A 19,319-nucleotide genomic window follows, 5' to 3' on the forward strand; every position below is an offset into this window, starting at 1 on the left:
AGTTGATCCCTTACGGTCGGGGCAGATCTCAATTCAGCCAAAGCCGAAAATCCGGTCGTGGCGCAAGTGGGATCTGTGATTCGGGTTGTGGCGACGTCCGCTTTGAGGATGCCGTCAAAGGCCGACGAATGGCCCAGATGGGCGCACTCCAGTCCGACTGCTTCCCTAGTTCCTCGACGCTGCCGTCGACGGGCCGAGCGCTCAAATCTCAGTCCTTTCTGCCATCGTGAGAGCATCCTCGATGTCGACGCCGAGGTAGCGCACCGTGCTTTCGATCTTCGTGTGGCCGAGCAGGATCTGCACGGCGCGCAGGTTGCCGGTCTGCTTATAGAGCAGCGACGTCTTCGTGCGACGCCGGGATTGGGTACCATAATTCTCCCGCCTCAGTTCGGTGCCCGTCACCCCTAATCTACCAGCTGGGCGTACTGCCGCGTTCCGATGTGGGTCGTGTGGTCCGCCCAACTGGGGAAGGCAAACTCGTCAAGCGCGCCGTCTCGGCATTCCAACCAAGCCACGATGCTGGTGCGCGCGTGTTTCAGCAGCTCGAATCGCACGGGCCGCCGGGCCTTGCGCTGAGCGACGATGGCGCGCGAGCGGATGCGCCCGCTGCTGACGAGGTCGCCGATTCTGAGAGTGACAATATCGCAGCCGCGCAGCTTGCGGTCGAGGGCGAGGTCGACCATGGCGTGGTCGCGTACGCGCCGCTCGTCGTGCCAAAAGCGTATGGCCCAGACCTACTGCGGTTTGAGGACACGCTTGTCACCAAGCTTGCGGCCTGCGTTCCAGGACCGTCGGTTCCTGAAAGCCGGATCGTGTTCTGAATGTCCCGTCGCTCAACTTCCAGTCCGTCCATGCTGGCCGGAAGATGAAAGTCGCTATGAACGCAGCGACGTAGTGACCGGCCGGCGGTAGTGAATCCGCTCCAGGCAGGCGCATCCGGAAAGCGGTCCGGCTTCCACCGACCCGTCATGGCCGTTCCGGCCCGGTAGGATGCTTCCTGGAAGCGGCCATACCGCCGTTGGCCAGCCAACGTCGCCTCGGCCGTTGATCCGCCGGCAGCTGACGTCGTCTCGAAACGTTCAGGCGGTTGCCAAACGGTAGGAGCGCAACTCGTCGACGGTCGAGGCGCGTGACGGACGCCAACCGAGTTCGCGCTCCGCCTTTGCCCCGGAGACTACCTGATCGCAGGCGATCGCGTCGGTGAACGACGAAAGCACCAAGCGTGCTTCGTCGAGCGGCCACGCCTCGACGCGGCCGCTGCCGCTAGCCGCCTCGCTCGCCGCGCGTGCGATCTCGACGAGGGGTATCGTCGCTCCGTGCACGCCGTTGAAGACCGAGCCCGCTGGCGCCCGTTCGAGCGCCAGCGCGTAGAGATCGGCCAGGTCGTCGGCGTGCACCGTCGTCCAGCGGTTCCGCCCGTCGCCGACGTGGCGCGCCACGCCGTGCTCCCTGGCCGCGCCGACCATCATCATTCCGGTGCCGCCCCGGTTGCCGTAGACCCAGCCCGGCCGGATCAAGATCGGGTGAACCCCGTCGGCCGCCGCATCGAGGATCTCCCGTTCGAGGCCCTCGCGGAAACGGACGAGTTCGATCGCCTTCAGAGGGCTGTCCTCGGTCGCGGGCGTGTCGCCAGTCGGTCCGTAGACTAGGCAGCCGCTCGTATAGAGGAACCGCGTGGACGTGCCGCGGAGCGCATCGATGATCGCGCGCGTCGCCGCCACGTCGTATGCCGCCGTGTTCAGGTCTCCGGGCGAGGCGGCGTGGACGACGGCATCGACCCCCTGGGCTGCGTCGGCGACGCTGGCCGGATCGGAGCGATCGCCGCGAACGACCGCGAAGCCCTCCTCGCCCAGCCTGACCGCGCTCGCCTCGGAGCGGGCGAGCCCCACGACTTCGTGCCTGCCCTCCTTCAAACGGCGGGCCACGGCGCCCCCGATCAACCCCGTCGCCCCTGTCACCAGAACACGCATGTCCACCACCGCTTCGACTTCGACGAGGCCGTTCCAAGCGGAACTGCGGGCCGGATGGAAATCGTACGATCCGATGTGCCGAGATCGCTCGCGCCAATGGTCTCAGATCGTGGCGGCGACCTCGGCGATGATGTTGCGCAGCCAAACGGTGCCTGCGTGCGCGTCAGACCGTCGGTGCCACATCAGCGCGAGCGGCCAATCGGGCAGGGCGACCGGCGTCTCGTGCACGTCGATGCCGGCTCCGATGGCGGCGAACCGCCGGGCGACGCGGGCGGCGAGCATCGCGACGAGGTCCGTCTCGGCGACGACGAAGGGCGCGACCAGGAACTGCGGCAGGCTCAGCACCACGCGACGTTCGAGCCCTAGCTCGGCGAGCTTGCTGTCGACCAGTCCTGCGCGGTCGCCCTCGGGGGAGACCAGAAGGTGCGGCGCGTTCACGAAGGCACCAAGGTCCGGACCGTATACGAACGCGGGGTGCCCACGGCGGGCGACACAGGCCAAGCCCTCCAGGAGCAGCGGGCGCCCGAGGATGCGCGCGGACGCTTCGACCGGAATGCCGACCGCGAGGTTCGCCTCGCCGCCGTCGAGGAGTTCGACCGCCTCGCCCCGGCCGAACATTCCGCGCACGCGCAGGTCGATGCCGGGCGCCTCGACGCCGAGGCGCGCCAGGAGCGGCGGCAACAGGACGAACGCGGCGTAGTCGCTCATCGCGACCGTGAACGCACGTTCGGCGGTCCCAGGCGCGAAGCCGTCGGCCCGCAGCGCGCCACGTACGAGGTGCAGCGCGTCGGCCACTGGCCCGGCCAGGTCGTCGGCGCGGGCGGTGGGCTGCATTCCGGACGGTGTCCGCACGAACAGCTCGTCCCCAAACAATGCGCGTAGGCGGGTGAGGGTGCCGCTCATCGCGGATTGGCCGAGACCGATGCGCAGCCCGGCGCGCGTCACATGGCGCTCGGCGTGAAGGGCGTCGAATGCCTTCAACAGGTTCGGATCGAAGCTACTTATGTCCATTCCAACGAACTTAAGGCAGTTCGCACAGCGTCCGCTTCGCTGATTCCCGGTCCGAAAATCGACCGTCGCAACCCCCCCAACCCAGCCGCTCAGCCGAGCACGCCGGCATCTCCGAACGTAGCCGGAAGCAGATTGGTCTCTTTCGGGTAGGCGGCGCAACGAGCCGGACACGACAGCCCGTCCCGCTCGAGTTGGCCAAGGCGCGGTAGTCCATTACGGCATGTTGCCTGGTTCGTCCGCCTGGTAGGAGCGTGCGACGGTGGCAACCCGCGCCAATCCGTCCATCAGCGCATCCGGCTCCTCCGCTGCGCCGGGACACGAAGTCCGCCGAGGAGGGAGTGAACGAGTGCTTTCACCCTTAGGTCAGTCCCCGAAGATTACGCGGCGGAAGCGGGCGAGCGCGACAGTGAAATAGGCGCTGCCCAGCGCCGCGAGGGCGAGCAGCTGCGGCCATACGATGGAGAAGCCAGCGCCACGGTAGAGCACACCTTGGGCGAAGGCGACGAAGTGCGGCGTGGGGCTGACGGTCTGCACCACATATTGTAGCCAGACCGGCATGCTTTCCATGGGCGTGCTGCTGCCCGAGAGCAGTTGCATCAGCAGCAGCACCGGGATCGCAAGCAGGCCGAACTGTCCCATGGAGCTTGCGACAGTGCCGAGCAGGATGCCGAGCGCCGCCACCGCCAAGGCGTAGAGGCCGGTTCCGACCAGGAAGAGGGCGAGGGAGCCGGCAATCGGCACTCCGAGCCACCATTCCACGACGAGCACCAGCGAGAGCCCGGCCGCGACCAGGATCACGAATCCGTTGGCGACGACCTTGGCAAGCATGATCTCGATGGGAAGGAGCGGCATCACGAGCAGATGCTCCACCGTGCCTTGTTCGCGTTCCCGGATCAGCGCGGCCCCGGTGAGAATGACTGTGAGGAGCGTGATATTGTTGATGACTTGCATCACGGAGGTGAACCAGCTCGACTCGAGGTTCGGGTTGAACTTGGCGCGCGTTACCACTTGGATCGGAACAGAGGTCGGGAGGTCGCGGCCCGATGCGAATTTGGCGACCTCTTGGGCTATGATGGTTTGGAGGTAGACCGCTCCGTTGCCGGCCTGGGTCATGGCGGTGGCATCCACCTCGAGTTGAACGGTGGCTGGCCGGCCGGACAGAAGGTCCATTTGCAGACGCGGCGGGAAGTCGAGCACGAAGACGAGCCGGCCGGAGTTCATGGCCGCGTCGACTTCGGTGGGCGTGAGGGACACGACCTGTTTGAACAGCGGCGGCCTGAGTGCGCTTGCGATCTGCCGCGACAGCTCGGACCGATCCTCGTCCACCACACCGACCATCAGGTCGCGGGCTTCGATGGGTACGTTGGAGGCCACCATGTAGATGGCGAGCGAAAAGGCATAGGCAACCAGGCACAGCATGACCGGGTCCGCCCGGATGCTGCGCAGTTCCTTACCGATCAGGCGGAACACATTTACGACATGGGCGCCGAATCTGGCGCGAAACATCGGGATGACGGTCGAGGTGCCGCGGTCGATCCTCGTCATCTTACGCCTCCTGCTTGCGCAGGAGTAGCTGCGACACGATCAGGAACAGAAGCGCGAAGCCTGCCAGCACCAGCATGTTTGGCGCGAGTTCCAGAAAGGGCAGCCCCTTGGCGAGGGTGCCGGTCGTGATCGGCTGGTACCAAGCCGGCGGCAGCCCGAGCCCGATCAGCCGCGCTCCTCCCGAGAGAGAGGAGACCGGAACCAGAAGCCCGGAGAAGTTGACAGCCGGGATCACCGACAGGAGGGCCGTGGCGAAGACGGCCGCGACCTGAGTTCGCGTGAAAGTCGAGATGAGTTGGCCGAAGCCGGTCGTAGCTGCGGCATACAGGAGCGTGCCGAGAACGAGGGCGAGTAGCGAGCCCTTGACGGAGATATCGAATAGAAATCTCGATATCGCCATCAGCAGCGCAAAGCTGATCATGGTGATGCCGATGTAGGGCAGCTGTTTGCCGACCAGGAATTCGAACTTGGTGGTAGGCGTAGAGCGGAAATTGGCGATCGATCCTGTTTCCTTCTCGCGCACGACCGCAACGGCGGACATGACAGCGGGGATCAGGACGAGCAACAGCATGATGATGCCAGGCACCATGGCGTTGACGCTTTTGAAGGCCTGATTGTAGCGGAAGCGCGTCTCCACGCTGACGCCTGCGCCGGCCGAACCGGTCCTCCTGCGGTCGCGGGACAACTGATCGGCATATTGGGCCGCCAACCCGGTGACGTAGCCTCTGGTGGTCTCGGCCCGGAATGGCATCGCGCCGTCGAGCCAGACGGCGACCTCAGGCAATCGACCCGATTTGAGATCGCTGCCGAAGCGGGGGGGGATCTCGACAGCGATCTGCACGCTGCCGCTGCGAAAGCGCTGGTCGAGCTCGCCCGGACTATGGACAGGGCGCTGCTCGCTGAAATAGCGCGAGCTGGTGAAGGCGTCGACCAGCTGCCGGCTGTCCGGACTGTTGTCTTGATCGAAGGCTGCGAAACGCAGGTTCTCCACATCGAAGGAGATGCCGTAGCCGAAGGCCAGCATCAGCACGATGGGCCCCACGAGCGAGAAGGCGATGCGGATCGGGTCGCGCAGCAACTCCATCGTCTCACGCCGAGCATAGGCCCACAGCCGACGCGGATCGAGCCCGCGTCGATGCGGAGCGATGCGGGCCGGAGGTGCTTTGGTCGCCGCCTTGACCTTGGCGGGCGCCTGCCGGTCGATGCCGGCTGCCTCGGCCAAGTAGTCGACGAAGCAGTCCTCAAGCGAAGCGCTGCCGCGCGCCTGGACCAGCTCGGCCGGCGTGCCGACGGCCAGCACCTTGCCGGCATGCATCAGCGAGATGCGGTCGCAGCGCTCCGCCTCGTTCATGAAGTGGGTGGACAGGAAGATGGTGACCCCTTCGTCACGCGAGAGATCGATCAGCGTCGTCCAGAACGCGTCGCGGGCGATGGGGTCGACGCCCGAGGTGGGCTCGTCGAGGATCAGCATGGCCGGCCGGTGCAGCACCGCGACCGCTAGCTGCAGCCGCTGCTTGATCCCGAGCGGCAGGCTCTCGGGATGCGCATGCTTCACCGGGCCGAGTTCGTACCGCTCGAGGAGTTCCGCAATCCGGACCGGGATGTCGGGAGGCGGCAGGTGGTACAACTGAGCGTGCAGCTCGAGGTTCTGCAGTACCGTCAATTCGTTGTAGAGCGAGAAGGCCTGCGACATGTAGCCGACGCTGCGGCGCGTTTCCATGTCGCTGCCGCCGACGGGGCGTCCGAAAAGCCGCGCGGTTCCTGCCGACACGGGCAGCAGACCCGTGAGCATCTTCATGACCGTGGACTTGCCGCAGCCGTTCGAGCCGAGAAATCCGAAAATTTCGCCGCGGCCGATCCGGAAGCTGACGTCGTCCACGGCCGTGAAGTTGCCGAAGCGCCGTGTGAGGTGCTCGGCCTCGATCGCGGGCGCGGCGTCGAGTTCTGGCGGCCGCGAGCGCAGCACCACAGGCTTGTGCTGGGCCTGCTTCTCGGCCGGGAGAAGCGAAATGAAGGCGGCTTCCAGATCGGGCTTGCCGGTCTTGGCGAGCAGATCCGCGGGGGTGCCAGACGCGATGACCTTGCCCCCGTCCATGGCGACCAGCCATTCGAAGCCCGAGGCCTCGTCCATATAGGCGGTCGCGACGAGGACGCTCATGCCGGGCCGCCGCGCCCGGATCGAGCCGATCAGGTCCCAGAACTGTCCGCGCGAAAGCGGATCCACGCCCGTGGTCGGCTCGTCGAGGATCAGGAGATCGGGATCGTGGATCAGCGCGCAGCAGAGGCTGAGCTTCTGTTTCATGCCGCCCGACAATTTCCCGGCCGGGCGGTCCTCGAAGGGGTCGAGTCCTGTTGCGTTGAGCAGCTCGGTGATGCGCTCGCGCCGCTCCGCCGAACCCTGGCCAAAGAGCCGGCCGTGGAAGTCGATGTTATCGAGGACGCTAAGGGTCGGGTAGAGATTGCGTCCGAGGCCCTGGGGCATATAGGCAATGCGCGCGCATGCGGTCCTGCGGTGGCCCCTCTCCGCCATGTCGCCGTCGAGCGCCAACACATGGCCCCGCTGGATCCGTCGCACGCCGGCGACGAGCGCCAGCAATGTCGACTTGCCGACTCCGTCGGGTCCGATGATCCCCACCATGCGGCCGGCAGGCAGCGACAGCGACACGTCGTCGAGCGCGACCGTGTTGCCGTAGCGATGCGAGACGCGGTCGAGTCGGGCGGCAGCCTCCTCCGTCACGGCAGCCTCACGGCCAGGTCGTCCGGCCATGGGACGTCGGATCTGGTACGGACGAAGCCCATGCCGCGGACGCCGGTCTTCACCCGGTCGTGGTAGGTCTTCAGAACTTTCGGGTCGATCTGGAGCTTGACCCGGAAGGTGAGCTTCTCGCGCTCGTCAGCGGTCTCCACCGTCTTGGGCGTAAATTGCGCATCGGCCGCCACAAAGCTGATGGTCGCGGGTACGACATATTGCGGGACGGGATCGAGTATGAGGCGGGCTTCGTCGTTCAGCTTGAGCGGGCCGGCCTGAGCAGCCGGCAGGTAGATCGTCATATAGACGTCGCTGAGATCCAGGAGCGTCAGGATACGGGTGCCGGCACCCACCACCTCGCCCTGCTGCGCGAGCTTATACTGAACGCGCCCGTCGCGCGGCGCACGCAACACGAGGTCCACCAGCATGGCCTCAAGCCGCTGAACTTCGGCCTCGGCGCTCTGGACGGAGGAGACGGCCTGTTCGCGCTGGGCCACGGCGGCATCGAGCCCCGCCTTGGCGGCGTCCGCTCTGGCTTGACGTTGGTCGAAGATCTGCTTGGTCATGTAGCCTTTGCCGACCAGCTCCTTGCCTCGATCGAGGTCGGCAACGGCGAAGGTGAGGTCGCTGTTGCGCTGTGCGATCAGAGCCACGGCTTCCGCACGGCTTTGTTTGGCACGCAGGACTTGGGCCTGAGCGCCCCGCAACTGCGCCTCGGTCTCGGGCGAGGAGATGATGGCGACGACTTGGCCCGCCCTGACTTCGTCGCCTTCATAGGCGAGCACCTCGGAGAGGCGCCCAGCATACTTGGCCGCGACGTCGACTTGGGTCGCCTCGATGCGGCCGTTGGTTTTGGCGATGCCCTCCGGCATCGTGGCGCCGCGCAGTTTGTCGATCAGCTGCATGAGGCGCGATTGCCCCGAGGCGGGCAGGGGAGGCGACAGCGTGCCGGCAGCCACGCCAGCGACAAGCAGGATCGCGCAAAGTGGGCTGGTCCGGCTCATGCCACCGGTCCCGGCGTGGTCCGGCCCCTCGGGCGCGCCGTGTGCCTTCCGATCATAGGCTCTTCTTCAGTGGGTGATGGCCCGGTTTCGCACCCGGTGCCGGGTGCATCGATCCTTTCCGAGCCGGGGCGGTTCGCGTCATTGCTCAGGATCAATCCAGCCCGGCTTGGCGCAGGGATGGCGTGTTGCCGGACCTCGGCCGCGCTCCCGACAATGCCGGCCGTGAACACGAAAGCCTCGAGGCCACCGGATTTGACGCCGGGGGTTGCGCGGCGCGGCGGCACCGGCTGAGGTTAACAGGTTGGCTCACGGCGTCGAGCCGGTTCGGCGCCTCGACGCCTGCAAGCACCGCGCCTGGATCGGGGCCGCCGACAGGCGCGGAGGGCATCATCGCCGCACCGGAAGCAACCAACCCAGCCAGGAGCCGCAGCTCCTCCGGCTGCCTCGGATCGTCGGCCACGCGTCCAGCCTCGACCTGAAGGCGGAGATTGCAGGCCTTCGACGGCAGGGCGCCTTCGGGCGTGCACGCGTCGTGCCGGGCGCAGGCGGCGTCCAGCGCGTCGATGGGAGCTGCGGGCGCGTTGTTGCCGGGGCCGCAGTAGTTGCCGTGCAGGAGCAAGGTGGGACGCCGGACGACGGACGCGCCTTGAGCCATGACTGGCATTGTCAATCCTGCGAGCAGGGCAAGCGGAAGAAGCAGTCGGATCATCGAGAGCGGTCTCATGTCGATGGACGATCGCTTCTGAGCGGACCTCGGCAAGAACGCAAATGATAATCCGGCGTTCCCTTTCCAAGGCTCCGGGCGTACTTGGTCTTGTGGAGGCAGGGAGTAAAGACCTGAGGCGGGCGGAAGTCCTGGCCGCTGCAAAGGCGATCAGGCCGACCTTCGCTCGGACGCGGGACCCCCGCACGACAGCCCGGAGCCCGCCGACCTGCCCGACCGTTCCAGGCGCCGCGCACCGCCTTCGGCGGTCGTTGGACCAGCGCTCGGCATCGCCCTCGACCCCGCCTACAGGATCGGCCGGTCCATCGTCGAAAGGAACAGACCATGATCATCGCCCGCGGCTTCCGCTACAAGCTGGAACCGCTGCCCGAGCAGGAAGCCCTGTTCCGGCAGTTCGCGGGTGTGTGTCGCCTCGTCTACGATCTTGGGCTGGAGCAGAAGGCGACCCGGGGGGCGGAGGCACCGCCTCGGCTACGTTGCCCAGGCCGCCGATCTGACGCGCCTGAGGGCCGCGTTCAACTGGGTGCGCGCCGTTTCCGTGTCGTGCCAACAGCAGGCTCTGCGCACCTCGACCGGGCCTTCGGCAACTTCTTCGCGGGCCGGGTGAGCTTCCCGCGCACCCGCAAGCGCGGTGTCGATGACAGCTTCCGCTTCCCTGGTCGCGAAGTCGCGGTGAAGCGGCTCAACGCCAACTGGTCGGCCGTGCGCCTGCCCAAGATCGGCTGGGTGAAGTACCGCGACAGCCGCCCGATCCGCGGTGTCGTGAAGAACGTCACCATCTTGCTCGACCCGCTCGGCTGGCCCATCGCGTTCACCTGCGAGATCGCGCACGACGCGCCCGCGCCAAGCTCCGAAGTCGTCGGGATCGACCGGGGCGTGGTTACAACGCTCGCCCTGTCCACCGGCGAGATGCCGACCATGCCTGCAAGCCCGGAACGGATAGAGCTCCAGGAGCGCAGGGCGCAGGCCCGCGTCGCCCGGCTCCAAGCCCGGCAGGCGCGCATTCGGCGCGACTTCCACCACCGCGCCGCGCTCGATATCGCGCGCAGGTTCGGCGTGGCCGTACTCGAAGACCTGACCACGCGTGGCATGACGGCCAGCGCGCGGGGTACCATCGTCGAGCCCGGTCGCAATGTCCGCCAGAAAGCCGGGCTGAACCGGGCGATCCTGAACGCGGGCTGGCATTGGTTCGCGGCGATCCTGACCGACAAGACGGAGGAGCGCGGCGGGCAGGTCGCGACTGTGCCTGCCCGGTTCACGTCGCAGACCTGCGCGGCGTGCGGTATGGCCGATGCGAGTAGCCGCGAGAGCCAAGCGCGCTTCACCTGCATCGGCTGCGGCCACACCGACCACGCCGACGTCGACGCGTCGGTCAACATCGAACGGCGGTGGAGCGCCCCGTTGTTCGACGTGGAGGGTGTGCATCGGCAGCCCTGTGAAGCGTCAACTGGACGAGGTCTTACGATCTCCGAAAATCCCCGTCCTTCAGGGCGGGGAAGATGTTAAGTATTCCACACCCAAATCCGGATAGCGGCTAGAAGCGTGGGCTAGGCGTTACGCGACGGCGACGGCGACGGCGACGGCGACGGCGCCACGTCGCCGATACGGCTCGTACCGGACGGCCAGGGGAGGGAGCATTGCGGACGAAGGGTGACAAGCCCGACCGTGACGATGGCGAGTCGCGGAGGTGCCGCGTTGCCTCGGCCGGGCGCCGCACCGTCGGACGTTCCCCTGCGGGCGCGACGAAGGCGTCCGCGAAAAACCCGCGTCGCCTCGGCCGGCCGCCTCGCGGGACGGAGCGGGACATCACGGTGCGCATCCTGGATGCGGCAACCCACGCCTTCCTCGCGGAAGGCTACGAGGCAACCAGCATCGATGCCATCGCGACGTCGGCCGGCATCTCGAAGAAGACCTTCTACGCGCGCTTCGCGTCCAAGGCTGATCTGTTCGAGGCGTTCGCCACGCGTTTCATTGTGTTTCGGCGTGCAACTTTGACCCCTTGAGGCGGGGGATCGGCGTCCAATTCTGACCCCCTAACCTCGTTCTCGCAGACTGCCCTCTGGTGCGGCCGGAAGGGTGGTGCAGGGGGATGAAGGGCGTGGACACGATTGCGCGCATCCGGCGCGAGTTCTTCACCCGCGGCCGCGCGATCAAGGACATCGTCCGCGACCTGCACGTCTCCCGCAACACGGTCCGGAAGGTCATCCGGTCGGGGGCCACCGCCTTCACCTACGAGCGCGACGTGCAGCCTCTGCCCAAGCTCGGGCCGTGGCGCGACGATCTCGATCGGATGCTGACCACCAACGCCGGCAGGTCCGCCCGCGAGCGACTGACGCTGATCCGGATCTACGAGGCGCTGCGCGGGCTCGGCTACGAGGGCGGCTACGATGCCGTTCGGCGCTATGCCAAAACCTGGAAGCGCGAGCGCGCCTCGGTCACGGCGCAGGCCTTCGTGCCGCTCATCTTCGCCCCAGGCGAGGCCTACCAGTTCGACTGGAGCCACGAGATCGTGCTGATCGGCGGCACGACCGTCACGGTCAAGGTCGCTCACGTCCGGCTCTGCCACTCGCGCATGCTGTTCGTGCGGGCTTATCCGCGCGAGAGCCAGGAGATGGTGTTCGACGCCCACGACCGGGCGTTCGCGTTCTTCCGCGGCACCTGCCAGCGCGGCATCTACGACAACATGAAGACCGCGGTGGAGACGATCTTCGTCGGTCGCGAGCGCGCCTACAACCGTCGCTTCCTGCAGATGTGCTCGCACTACCTCGTCGATCCGGTCGCCTGCACGCCGGCCTCGGGCTGGGAGAAGGGGCAGGTCGAGAACCAGGTCGGGCTGGTGCGCGAGCGCTTCTTCACCCCGCGCGTCCGGGTGAAGAGCTACGACGAGTTGAACGCGCTCCTACTCGATGGAGCTATCGCCTACGCCAAGGCCCATCCGCATCCCGAGGAGCGCGAGCGCACCGTCTGGGAGCGGTTCGAGGCCGAGCGGGCGGCGCTGGTGCCCTATGCTGGCCGCTTCGACGGCTTCCACGCCGTCACCGCTTCGGTGTCCGCGACCTGCCTCGTACGCTTCGACAACAACCGATACTCGGTCATGGCCTCCGCCATTGGCCGCCCGGTCGAAGTGCGAGCCTACGCCGAGCGCATCGAGATCCAGCAGGACGGGCGCGTCGTCGCCGAGCACGCGCGTGCCTTCGGCCGGGATCAGACCGTGTTCGATCCCTGGCACTACGTCCCTGTGCTCGCCCGCAAACCTGGCGCGCTCCGGAACGGCGCACCGTTCAAGGACTGGGTGCTGCCCGCCGCCCTCGACCGGGTTCGACGCAAGCTCGCCGGCAGTGCCGGGGGTGACCGGCAGATGGTCGAGATCCTCACCGCTGTGCTCGGTGACGGGTTGCCGGCGGTCGAGGCGGCCTGTGCCGAGGCCCTGCGCGAGGGCGTCCACTCGGCCGATGTCGTCCTCAACATCCTCGCCCGGCAGCGCGAGCCGACCACGCCCGTCACCATCCTGACGCCCGAGAGCCTGCGGCTGCGCCACGAGCCGGTCGCCGACTGTGCCCGCTACGACAGCCTAAGGAGAGCACCATGATGGAACGCCAGCAGATCCTCGCCACCATGGGCGATCTGAAGCTCTTCGGCATGAAGGCCGCCTACGACGAGATCATCAAGGTCGCAGTGAAGCGCACCCACGAGCCGCAGCAGATCGTCGGCGACCTGCTCCAGGCAGAGATCTCCGAGAAGCAGGCACGCTCGATCCGCTACCAGATGACCATCGCCAAACTGCCCCTGGCCAAGGACATCGCCGAGTTCGCCTTCGACGGCACTCCGATCAACGAGGTGCTGGTGCGTGATCTCGCCGGCGGCGAGTTCCTGGCGCATCAGCGCAACGTCGTGCTCGTCGGCGGCACCGGGACCGGCAAGACCCACCTCGCCATCGCCCTTGCACGAGCCTGCATCCGGGATGGCATGCGGGGCCGGTTCTACAACGTCGTCGATCTCGTCAATCGGCTCGAAGCCGAGGCACGCGCCGGCCGGCACGGCCGCATCGCCGACCATCTGGCGCGGCTCGACTTCGTGGTGCTCGACGAACTCGGCTACCTGCCGTTCGCGCAGTCGGGCGGCCAACTCCTGTTCCACCTGATCAGCAAGCTCTACGAGACGACCTCGATCGTGGTCACCACCAACCTCGCCTTCGGGGAATGGCCGAGCGTGTTCGCCGGCGATGCCAAGATGACCACCGCGCTCCTCGACCGGCTCACCCACCACTGCGAGATCGTCGAGACCGGCAACGAGAGCTGGCGCTTCAAGAACCGCGCCTGAGGCCAGCACACACGTCGCGCCTGCTGGACCCCTGATCAGCCCGGCTGCGCCACCCCGACCCGCCTTCGCCGGGCTGATCAGGGGCGTCCCGCCATACCCATCCAGGGGGTCAAAGTTCGACGCCGATCCAGGGTCAATGTTCAACGCTGTTTGACACGTTTCATCGAGCAGCGGGTCATGCCCGTCGAGCAGGAAGCCGCCCGGGCCGGCTCGACCCACGAGTGCCTGCACGCCATCGCCACCGCGGTCCTGGGCGTGGTCTTGACGCCCGAGGTAGTCGCACTCGACCGCATCGTCACCGCCGAGGCGAAGCGCTTTCCCGAACTCGCCCGGGCGGTGCACGAGTTCGGCATGTCCCGGGTCCTTCCGGCCATCGAAAGATGTTTGGAGGAAGGGGGGCGTCGCGGCGACGTCGCAGTCGCCGACATCCGGTTCACGGCCGACTACTTCGTCAACTCCCTATGCCGGCCGCCTCTGCACCGCGCCGTGCTCGGCCTGGAGCGGCCGGAACTCACCCATGTCAAGCGCGAAAATCTAAGCCGCGGCCTGGAACTCTTCATGCGGGGGTGCCAGCCGCGGCCGGGTTGACTACCGGTCGATGCTCGGCTCAGCGGGTGTGATGCTAGCCCACTCCTGCAGGGGGCTCGCCTGCCTACGCATTCACGATCGGCCTGCCGGAGGGGGCGATTCAGCAGGCCGATCGCTTCTCGCGAGGCTCCGAAGCCCCGCGATCCTCGCCGTCGGAGCCCGAGTGCGGGCCCGACGCATCCGTCATTGAGCTTCGTCGATCTCCACGGGAAAGTTCAGCTCTGTCGAGCTATCCGCCGCGAGCAGCTCGCGGGGCGGAGGCGCGAAGGGGCCGGCCGTCGCGATGGTCGCCTTGACACGCTTCTCGATAAAGTTGTCCGAGATCGGGTGCTCTACCTCCACGCCGAGAACTGAGCCGTCCGCCGCCACGCGAATGCGGATCTCGATCGTTCGGACTTTTCCCGTCGGGTCATGCGTTTCCGGGCGCGCCACTTCGCTGACGCGTGTCACCACGGCGGACATCCACGCGTGAGCGGCGCGGCTGACGCCGTCGTGCGCCGAGGTCGGCGTAAGTAGGCAGGCTAGGCAAGCGACGGCTGCAAGCGCGCGTGATCGCATGGGCGAAACCCTTCGAGAGAGCGATATAAACCAATGCGTTTCCTTTTCAAAGGGTCCCTTGGAGAAAGGCCCGCACGGCTTCCGTAGCTCTTCTCTGCCTCTGCTCCCGCCGCTGAACTCGAACATAAAGCTCTCAGTCTGTGATGCGGGAGGCAAAGGAACATACCATCTTCTTTCACGCGCCATCGGGTCTTGGCCCCGGCAAGGGCTTAGCCAGCATGAGACGCGAGTCATTCCATACGCAGCTCAAAACCTGTGGTGCTCCGGCAGGAAGGAGGTGTACCTCCGGTATCACGTTGGCGGGTATGAGCGCCGAACCTTGCGCGAGGCGCTCGATTTCATCCTGATCGCAGGCGAGCCCAATGGCGTTCTCGGGGCGCTCGGCTCGACGAATGCGGTGCCGCCTCGTGCCGACCACGGTCCGCGAGACTGCAGGCTCCGGGGCGCGAGCGAGATCGTGATCAGGTGCATCGGCGCCTGAACTTCCGGATGGCTTCGGACATACAGAAACCACGAGCGCTGCGGCCATTTATTGAGTGTCCGGGCTCCCGGGGCCATGTCGGACGTAAAATCGAGAGAAGTAGCGCAAAGACCATTCGAAGCGTACGCGCTGGATGAACCGATTCCTCGTCGTTTCCGGTTGATGTGCTCAGCCCCGGAGAGCGGGCGTGTCGAGCACCTCAACCGCCGGGTTCAGCGCGAGGTGCTGGGCATCGCGCTCTGCCGGCGTCGGGATCTTGAGAGGCTGCTCTGCGGCTTCAACGCCGCCTACGACGGTTGCCGCCGGCGCGTACACAAAGGCCTCTGGCCCGAGATGGTGCTGCGCCAGCACCTTGAACCCGATCCCGCGCCGGCCGATCCAGCTTGCAGATCGCCTGATCCCGGCGTCATCAAGCGCGCCTTTCACGTCGTCGCAGATGCCGAGAGGGTCTCACAACCACAAACTGGCGCCCATGACATCGTCTCTTCGGCGTGCAATCGAGACGATGCCCTCGCCGAAATGTGCTGCGGACATTATGCACGATACGCGCCATACGATGGCGTTGCGTTTTCGATGCCGTGCAGCTTGCGACAACACACGACTTTCAGGGTTGCCCGCGGAGCCGGGAAGCATATAAGGGCCGGATTGGTTTCTTATTTGAATCGGCCTCTCGATGGCGCGCAGTGAAGACGAGGAGGTACATCCGGTCTCTCAGCGGACTAACCCGCTCGACAGCGCGAGTTCCGATGCAGTCCGGTCTGACGGTTCGCGCCGGCCGAGATCATGCTGGCGAAGATATGGTCCATGGGGCTGGTCGTGCTCCTGGCCTCCTGGTTCTCGCTCATGACAGTCGTGCAGGGCTTCCTGCGCGTTCCGATCGAAGGCTCGGTAGCCTTTTCATGGGCGGGGCCGCACTCCAGCTCTTCGCCACGACCTCGATGGGGATCTTCCTCGCCACGATCGCGGGCTCGATGCCGCAATTCGGCATGCTGCTGATGCTGGTGCTCCTCCCGCTTCAGGTCCTGTCGGGCGCCACGACGCCGCGGGAAAGCATGCCCGAGGCGGTGCAGACCCTGATGCTCGCCGCCCCGAACACGCATTTCGTCATGCTGGCATGGGCCATCCTATACCGAGGGGCCGGCCCGAGCGTCGTCTGGCCACAATTGCTCGCGCTCCTCACGATCGGTTCGGTGCTCTTCGCGCTGTCCCTCGGGTTCTTCCGTCGGTCGCTCAAGTGATGTAGACAGACGGCTTCCTCGAAAAGCCCGCTCGATCAGCATATAGCCGACTTATGACTTAGGATAGATTCAAAGTCTAAGCACTATTGGCTTCGGTTCAGTTTCAAGCATGGAGCGTTGCGTGAGCAAAAAGCTTGAGAGCCCCGATTTTGGTGGGACGCCAGACGAGAACCAGCCCTTGGGCGCGGATGAACTGCGCAGGATGGATGCGTGGTGGCGTGCCGCGAACTATCTCAATGTCGGGCAGATCTACCTGATGACGAATCCGCTGCTGCGCGAGAAGCTCAGCGCCGAGCACATCAAGCCGCGCCTGCTTGGGCACTGGGGGACGTCGCCGGGGTTGAACCTAGTCTACGTTCACATGAATCGGCTGATCCGGAAATACGATCAGGACGCGATCTACATGGCAGGCCCCGGTCATGGCGGCCCGGCACTGATCGCGAACGTCTGGCTCGAGGGCAGCTACACGGAATACTTCCCCGAGATCACACGGGACGAAGCCGGGATGCTCAAGCTGTTCCGGCAATTCTCGACACCCGGCGGCGTGCCAAGCCACGTCAGTGTGCCGACGCCAGGCTCGATTCATGAGGGTGGTGAGCTTGGCTATGTGTTGGTGCATGCCTTCGGCGCGGTGATGGACAATCCCGATCTGCTCGTGGCGGCCGTGGTCGGCGACGGCGAATCGGAAACCGGGCCGCTCGCGGGCAGTTGGAAGAGCATCGATTTCATCAATCCGCAACGGGACGGCGCGGTGCTGCCGATCCTGCATCTCAATGGCTACAAGATTTCGGGACCCACCGTTTGGGGCCGGCGAAGCGACGCCGATCTCGCCAATTTCTTCCTCGGCCAGGGCTACGAGCCGCACTTCGTGGAAGGCGACGACCCCGCGAAAGTGCACCAGCGATTCGCCGCCGTGCTGGAAGGCGCCGTACTGAAAATCCGCGCCATCCAGAAGGCCGCGCGCTCGGGCAGTGCAAAGGAGCGGCCACTCTGGCCGGTGATCGTGTTGCGCACGCCGAAAGGCTGGACGGGACCCAAGGTCGTGGACGGAGTCCCGATCGAGGGCACGTTCCGCGCCCATCAGGTGCCGGTCGCGGAGGTGAAGACCAATCCCGAACATCTGCGCATCCTGGAAGAGTGGATGCGCAGCTACAGGCCGGAAGAACTGTTCGACGAGAGAGGCGAGTTCCGCAGCGAGTATGCCGCGCTCGCCCCGGAAGGCACGCGCCGGATGGGATCCAATCCGCACGCCAACGGCGGCCTCCTGCGGGTGCCGCTTTCTCTGCCGGATCACAGAGACTACGCCGTGACATTCAACGCGCCGGCGCGCGACCGAATCGGTTCGACGGCGGTCCTCGGCCGGTATCTGCGCGCGGTGTACGAGGCCAATCCGAACAACTTCCGCCTGTTCTGCCCGGACGAGACGAATTCGAATCGGCTCGGCGCGGTCTTCGACGTCTCCGATCGCTGCCTGACGAGCAAGATCCTGCCCGGAGATGACCATGTCTCTCACGACGGGCGCGTCATGGAGGTGCTGAGCGAGCATTGCTGCCATGGCTGGCTCGAAGGCTACACGCTGACCGGGCGCCACGGATTGTTCGCGACCTACGAGGCCTTCGCCATGATCGTCGATTCGATGGCGATGCAGCACGCCAAATGGATCGAGCACGCGCGGCGGGTTCCGTGGCGCGCGGATGTGCCCTCGCTCAACTACCTGCTGACCTCGACCTGCTGGCGCAACGACCACAATGGGTTCAGTCATCAGGGCCCGGGCTTCATCGACACCATCATCCACCGCAAGCCGGTCGTCGCGCGCGTCTATCTGCCGCCCGACGCCAATTGCCTGCTCTGCGTCGCCGATCACTGCTTCCGCAGCGTGAACTATCTCAACCTCATCGTGATCGACAAACAGCCGCAACTGCAGTGGCTGACGATGGACGAGGCAGAGGATCATTGCGCACGCGGTGCGGGGGTATGGCCGCAATACAGCCACGAGCCGGACAAGCCGGACGTGATCCTGGCTTGTGCCGGCGACATCCCGACCCAGGAGGTCATCGCCGCGGCCTCGATGCTGCGCCGCTACGCACCGGGCGTGAAGTTCCGTGTGGTCAACGTGGTCGATCTGATGCGCCTCTGCCCACCGGACCGACACCCTCACGGGATGAGCGACGAGGAATTCGTCGGCATCTTCACTGCGACCGCGCCGGTCGTCTTCGCCTTCCACGGCTACCCCGGCGTGGTGCACGATCTTCTGCATGGCCGCGCCGCGCACGACCGCTTCCATGTGCGGGGCTACATCGAGGAGGGTACGACGACGACGCCGTTCGACATGGTGGTGCTGAACAGGATGAGTCGCCTGCATCTCGCGCTCGACGTGGCGCGCTACGCGCCCAGCCTGCTGCAGGACGGGGTCGCGCTCGTCGAGCGCTGCAACGCGCTCCTCGCCCAGCACGAGGTCCACATTCGCGAGCATCTGGAAGATATCCCGGAAATCAGGGATTGGGTCTGGACCGCGCATTGAGCGCGGCAAGCCCGGCAATCGAAGGGCGGGATGCCTGCCGGATCCGCATGCGCCGGCCGACATTCTCCGCCTGGTCACCGCCTATGACGTGGAGCAGTCGGAACCGGCCGTCTCGACGGGCTGCCTTCCCTTCGGCACGTCGAGCCGTCGAGTCTCGTCGCCCAGTCGGAGCTTCAACGAGCGGCATAGCCTCGGATCATGCAGGCGATCTGCCTGTTCCAGCACGTGGAGGGAATCGACGGGCCCCTTTCGCCCGGCTGCGATACCCGCGCAGCCGACCACTAAGCTGGCCGACCGCCGAGTTGGGCCCGTCCTTCAACCGCCGCGACGACGGTCCTGCCGGCGCGAGGATGCGCGAGGGGTTTTCGACGCTGACGCCGGACAGCTTCGCCCGCCCGGGCCTCGCGACTGAGGCGGTCGAGCAGCTGCTGATGCCGACGTGCGGCGGCGACGGCCCGATCGGCGGCACCAGGATCGTCACCGGCAGCGGATGATTGGCGGCGGCGCCCCCGCCACCGAGGACGCCTACGAAATCCATTGCGAGAACTTCACGAGCGCCGCGCATCTCAACCGGATCGAGAGAGGCGCGCGCCTTCGCGGCGGACGCGAT

Annotated in this window: 14 protein-coding genes and 4 pseudogenes; 9 read left to right on the plus strand and 9 right to left on the minus strand. The window is 66.2% G+C overall.

Going from position 1 to position 19,319, the window contains the following annotated elements; translation table 11 throughout:
* Window positions 1-201: 201 nt before the first annotated feature.
* The 7 genes and pseudogenes from ACX9MN_RS08530 to ACX9MN_RS08560 form a co-directional block, all read right to left on the minus strand.
* Window positions 202-725: pseudogene (locus tag ACX9MN_RS08530) on the minus strand (tyrosine-type recombinase/integrase).
* Between the two features lie 354 nt (window positions 726-1,079).
* Window positions 1,080-1,970, minus strand: a complete 891-nt coding sequence (locus ACX9MN_RS08535) for an NAD-dependent epimerase/dehydratase family protein (protein ID WP_489724210.1) — start codon at window positions 1,968-1,970, stop codon at window positions 1,080-1,082.
* Between the two features lie 102 nt (window positions 1,971-2,072).
* Window positions 2,073-2,981 carry a LysR family transcriptional regulator gene (locus tag ACX9MN_RS08540; RefSeq protein ID WP_489724211.1) on the minus strand — a complete coding sequence of 303 codons (909 nt, stop codon included), beginning with the start codon at window positions 2,979-2,981 and terminating at the stop codon, window positions 2,073-2,075.
* Window positions 2,982-3,344: 363 nt separating this feature from the next.
* Window positions 3,345-4,526, minus strand: coding sequence for an ABC transporter permease (locus ACX9MN_RS08545; RefSeq protein WP_489724212.1), 1,182 nt, complete (start codon window positions 4,524-4,526; stop codon window positions 3,345-3,347).
* A 1-nt stretch (window position 4,527) separates the two neighbouring features.
* Window positions 4,528-7,293 carry a ribosome-associated ATPase/putative transporter RbbA gene (gene rbbA, locus ACX9MN_RS08550; protein ID WP_489724213.1) on the minus strand — a complete coding sequence of 922 codons (2,766 nt, stop codon included), beginning with the start codon at window positions 7,291-7,293 and terminating at the stop codon, window positions 4,528-4,530.
* Complete coding sequence (locus tag ACX9MN_RS08555; protein ID WP_489724214.1) at window positions 7,260-8,279, minus strand: HlyD family secretion protein; 1,020 nt, start codon at window positions 8,277-8,279, stop codon at window positions 7,260-7,262. The genes rbbA and ACX9MN_RS08555 overlap by 34 nt, the downstream gene beginning before the upstream one ends.
* Window positions 8,280-8,580: 301 nt before the next feature.
* Window positions 8,581-8,988: pseudogene (locus ACX9MN_RS08560) on the minus strand (hypothetical protein); the annotation flags it as partial.
* 339 nt (window positions 8,989-9,327) lie between these two features.
* On the opposite strand from ACX9MN_RS08560, the gene ACX9MN_RS08565 reads away from it, so the two are divergent.
* From ACX9MN_RS08565 to ACX9MN_RS08585, 5 genes and pseudogenes are all read left to right on the plus strand, one after another.
* The gene (locus ACX9MN_RS08565; RefSeq protein WP_489724215.1) at window positions 9,328-10,509 is read left to right on the plus strand and encodes an RNA-guided endonuclease InsQ/TnpB family protein; all 1,182 of its coding nucleotides are present in this window, start codon (window positions 9,328-9,330) and stop codon (window positions 10,507-10,509) included.
* 305 nt (window positions 10,510-10,814) lie between these two features.
* Complete coding sequence (locus tag ACX9MN_RS08570; protein WP_489724216.1) at window positions 10,815-11,006, plus strand: helix-turn-helix domain-containing protein; 192 nt, start codon at window positions 10,815-10,817, stop codon at window positions 11,004-11,006.
* 86 nt (window positions 11,007-11,092) lie between these two features.
* Window positions 11,093-12,586 (plus strand): annotated as a pseudogene (istA, locus tag ACX9MN_RS08575) (IS21-like element ISMex39 family transposase); the annotation flags it as partial.
* Window positions 12,587-12,591: 5 nt separating this feature from the next.
* On the plus strand, window positions 12,592-13,323 hold the full coding sequence (gene istB / locus ACX9MN_RS08580) for an IS21-like element ISMex39 family helper ATPase IstB (protein ID WP_043766072.1): 732 nt from the start codon (window positions 12,592-12,594) through the stop codon (window positions 13,321-13,323).
* 177 nt (window positions 13,324-13,500) lie between these two features.
* On the plus strand, window positions 13,501-13,911 hold the full coding sequence (locus ACX9MN_RS08585) for a TetR/AcrR family transcriptional regulator C-terminal domain-containing protein (protein WP_489724217.1): 411 nt from the start codon (window positions 13,501-13,503) through the stop codon (window positions 13,909-13,911).
* A 183-nt stretch (window positions 13,912-14,094) separates the two neighbouring features.
* Here the strand turns inward: ACX9MN_RS08585 and ACX9MN_RS08590 are convergent, their stop codons facing one another.
* Window positions 14,095-14,703, minus strand: a complete 609-nt coding sequence (locus ACX9MN_RS08590; protein WP_489724218.1) for a TonB C-terminal domain-containing protein — start codon at window positions 14,701-14,703, stop codon at window positions 14,095-14,097.
* Window positions 14,704-14,788: 85 nt separating this feature from the next.
* Here ACX9MN_RS08590 and ACX9MN_RS08595 point away from each other — a divergent pair, with 85 nt between their 5' ends.
* Window positions 14,789-14,950 carry a hypothetical protein gene (locus tag ACX9MN_RS08595; RefSeq protein WP_489724219.1) on the plus strand — a complete coding sequence of 54 codons (162 nt, stop codon included), beginning with the start codon at window positions 14,789-14,791 and terminating at the stop codon, window positions 14,948-14,950.
* A gap of 168 nt (window positions 14,951-15,118) precedes the next feature.
* Here ACX9MN_RS08595 and ACX9MN_RS08600 read toward each other — a convergent pair whose 3' ends face one another.
* Complete coding sequence (locus tag ACX9MN_RS08600; RefSeq protein ID WP_489724220.1) at window positions 15,119-15,376, minus strand: hypothetical protein; 258 nt, start codon at window positions 15,374-15,376, stop codon at window positions 15,119-15,121.
* A 345-nt stretch (window positions 15,377-15,721) separates the two neighbouring features.
* Here ACX9MN_RS08600 and ACX9MN_RS08605 point away from each other — a divergent pair.
* The 3 genes and pseudogenes from ACX9MN_RS08605 to ACX9MN_RS08615 form a co-directional block, all read left to right on the plus strand.
* Window positions 15,722-16,188: pseudogene (locus ACX9MN_RS08605) on the plus strand (ABC transporter permease); the annotation flags it as partial.
* Window positions 16,189-16,309: 121 nt separating this feature from the next.
* Window positions 16,310-18,709: a phosphoketolase family protein gene (locus ACX9MN_RS08610; RefSeq protein ID WP_489724221.1), complete on the plus strand. Its 2,400-nt coding sequence runs from the start codon at window positions 16,310-16,312 to the stop codon at window positions 18,707-18,709.
* 302 nt (window positions 18,710-19,011) lie between these two features.
* Complete coding sequence (locus ACX9MN_RS08615; protein WP_489724222.1) at window positions 19,012-19,203, plus strand: hypothetical protein; 192 nt, start codon at window positions 19,012-19,014, stop codon at window positions 19,201-19,203.
* Window positions 19,204-19,319 lie beyond the last annotated feature (116 nt).

The organism is Methylobacterium sp. 1A, assembly GCF_058072805.1.

Coding starts and splice junctions, on each gene's coding strand:
- ACX9MN_RS08540 (WP_489724211.1), bottom strand. CDS start 2,981: ATGGACATAAGTAGCTTCGATCCGAACCTGTTGAAGGCATTCGACGCC.
- ACX9MN_RS08555 (WP_489724214.1), bottom strand. CDS start 8,279: ATGAGCCGGACCAGCCCACTTTGCGCGATCCTGCTTGTCGCTGGCGTG.
- ACX9MN_RS08585 (WP_489724217.1), top strand. CDS start 13,501: ATGCCCGTCGAGCAGGAAGCCGCCCGGGCCGGCTCGACCCACGAGTGC.
- ACX9MN_RS08545 (WP_489724212.1), bottom strand. CDS start 4,526: ATGACGAGGATCGACCGCGGCACCTCGACCGTCATCCCGATGTTTCGC.
- istB (WP_043766072.1), top strand. CDS start 12,592: ATGGAACGCCAGCAGATCCTCGCCACCATGGGCGATCTGAAGCTCTTC.
- ACX9MN_RS08535 (WP_489724210.1), bottom strand. CDS start 1,970: ATGCGTGTTCTGGTGACAGGGGCGACGGGGTTGATCGGGGGCGCCGTG.
- ACX9MN_RS08565 (WP_489724215.1), top strand. CDS start 9,328: ATGATCATCGCCCGCGGCTTCCGCTACAAGCTGGAACCGCTGCCCGAG.
- ACX9MN_RS08590 (WP_489724218.1), bottom strand. CDS start 14,703: ATGACTCGCGTCTCATGCTGGCTAAGCCCTTGCCGGGGCCAAGACCCG.
- rbbA (WP_489724213.1), bottom strand. CDS start 7,293: ATGGCCGGACGACCTGGCCGTGAGGCTGCCGTGACGGAGGAGGCTGCC.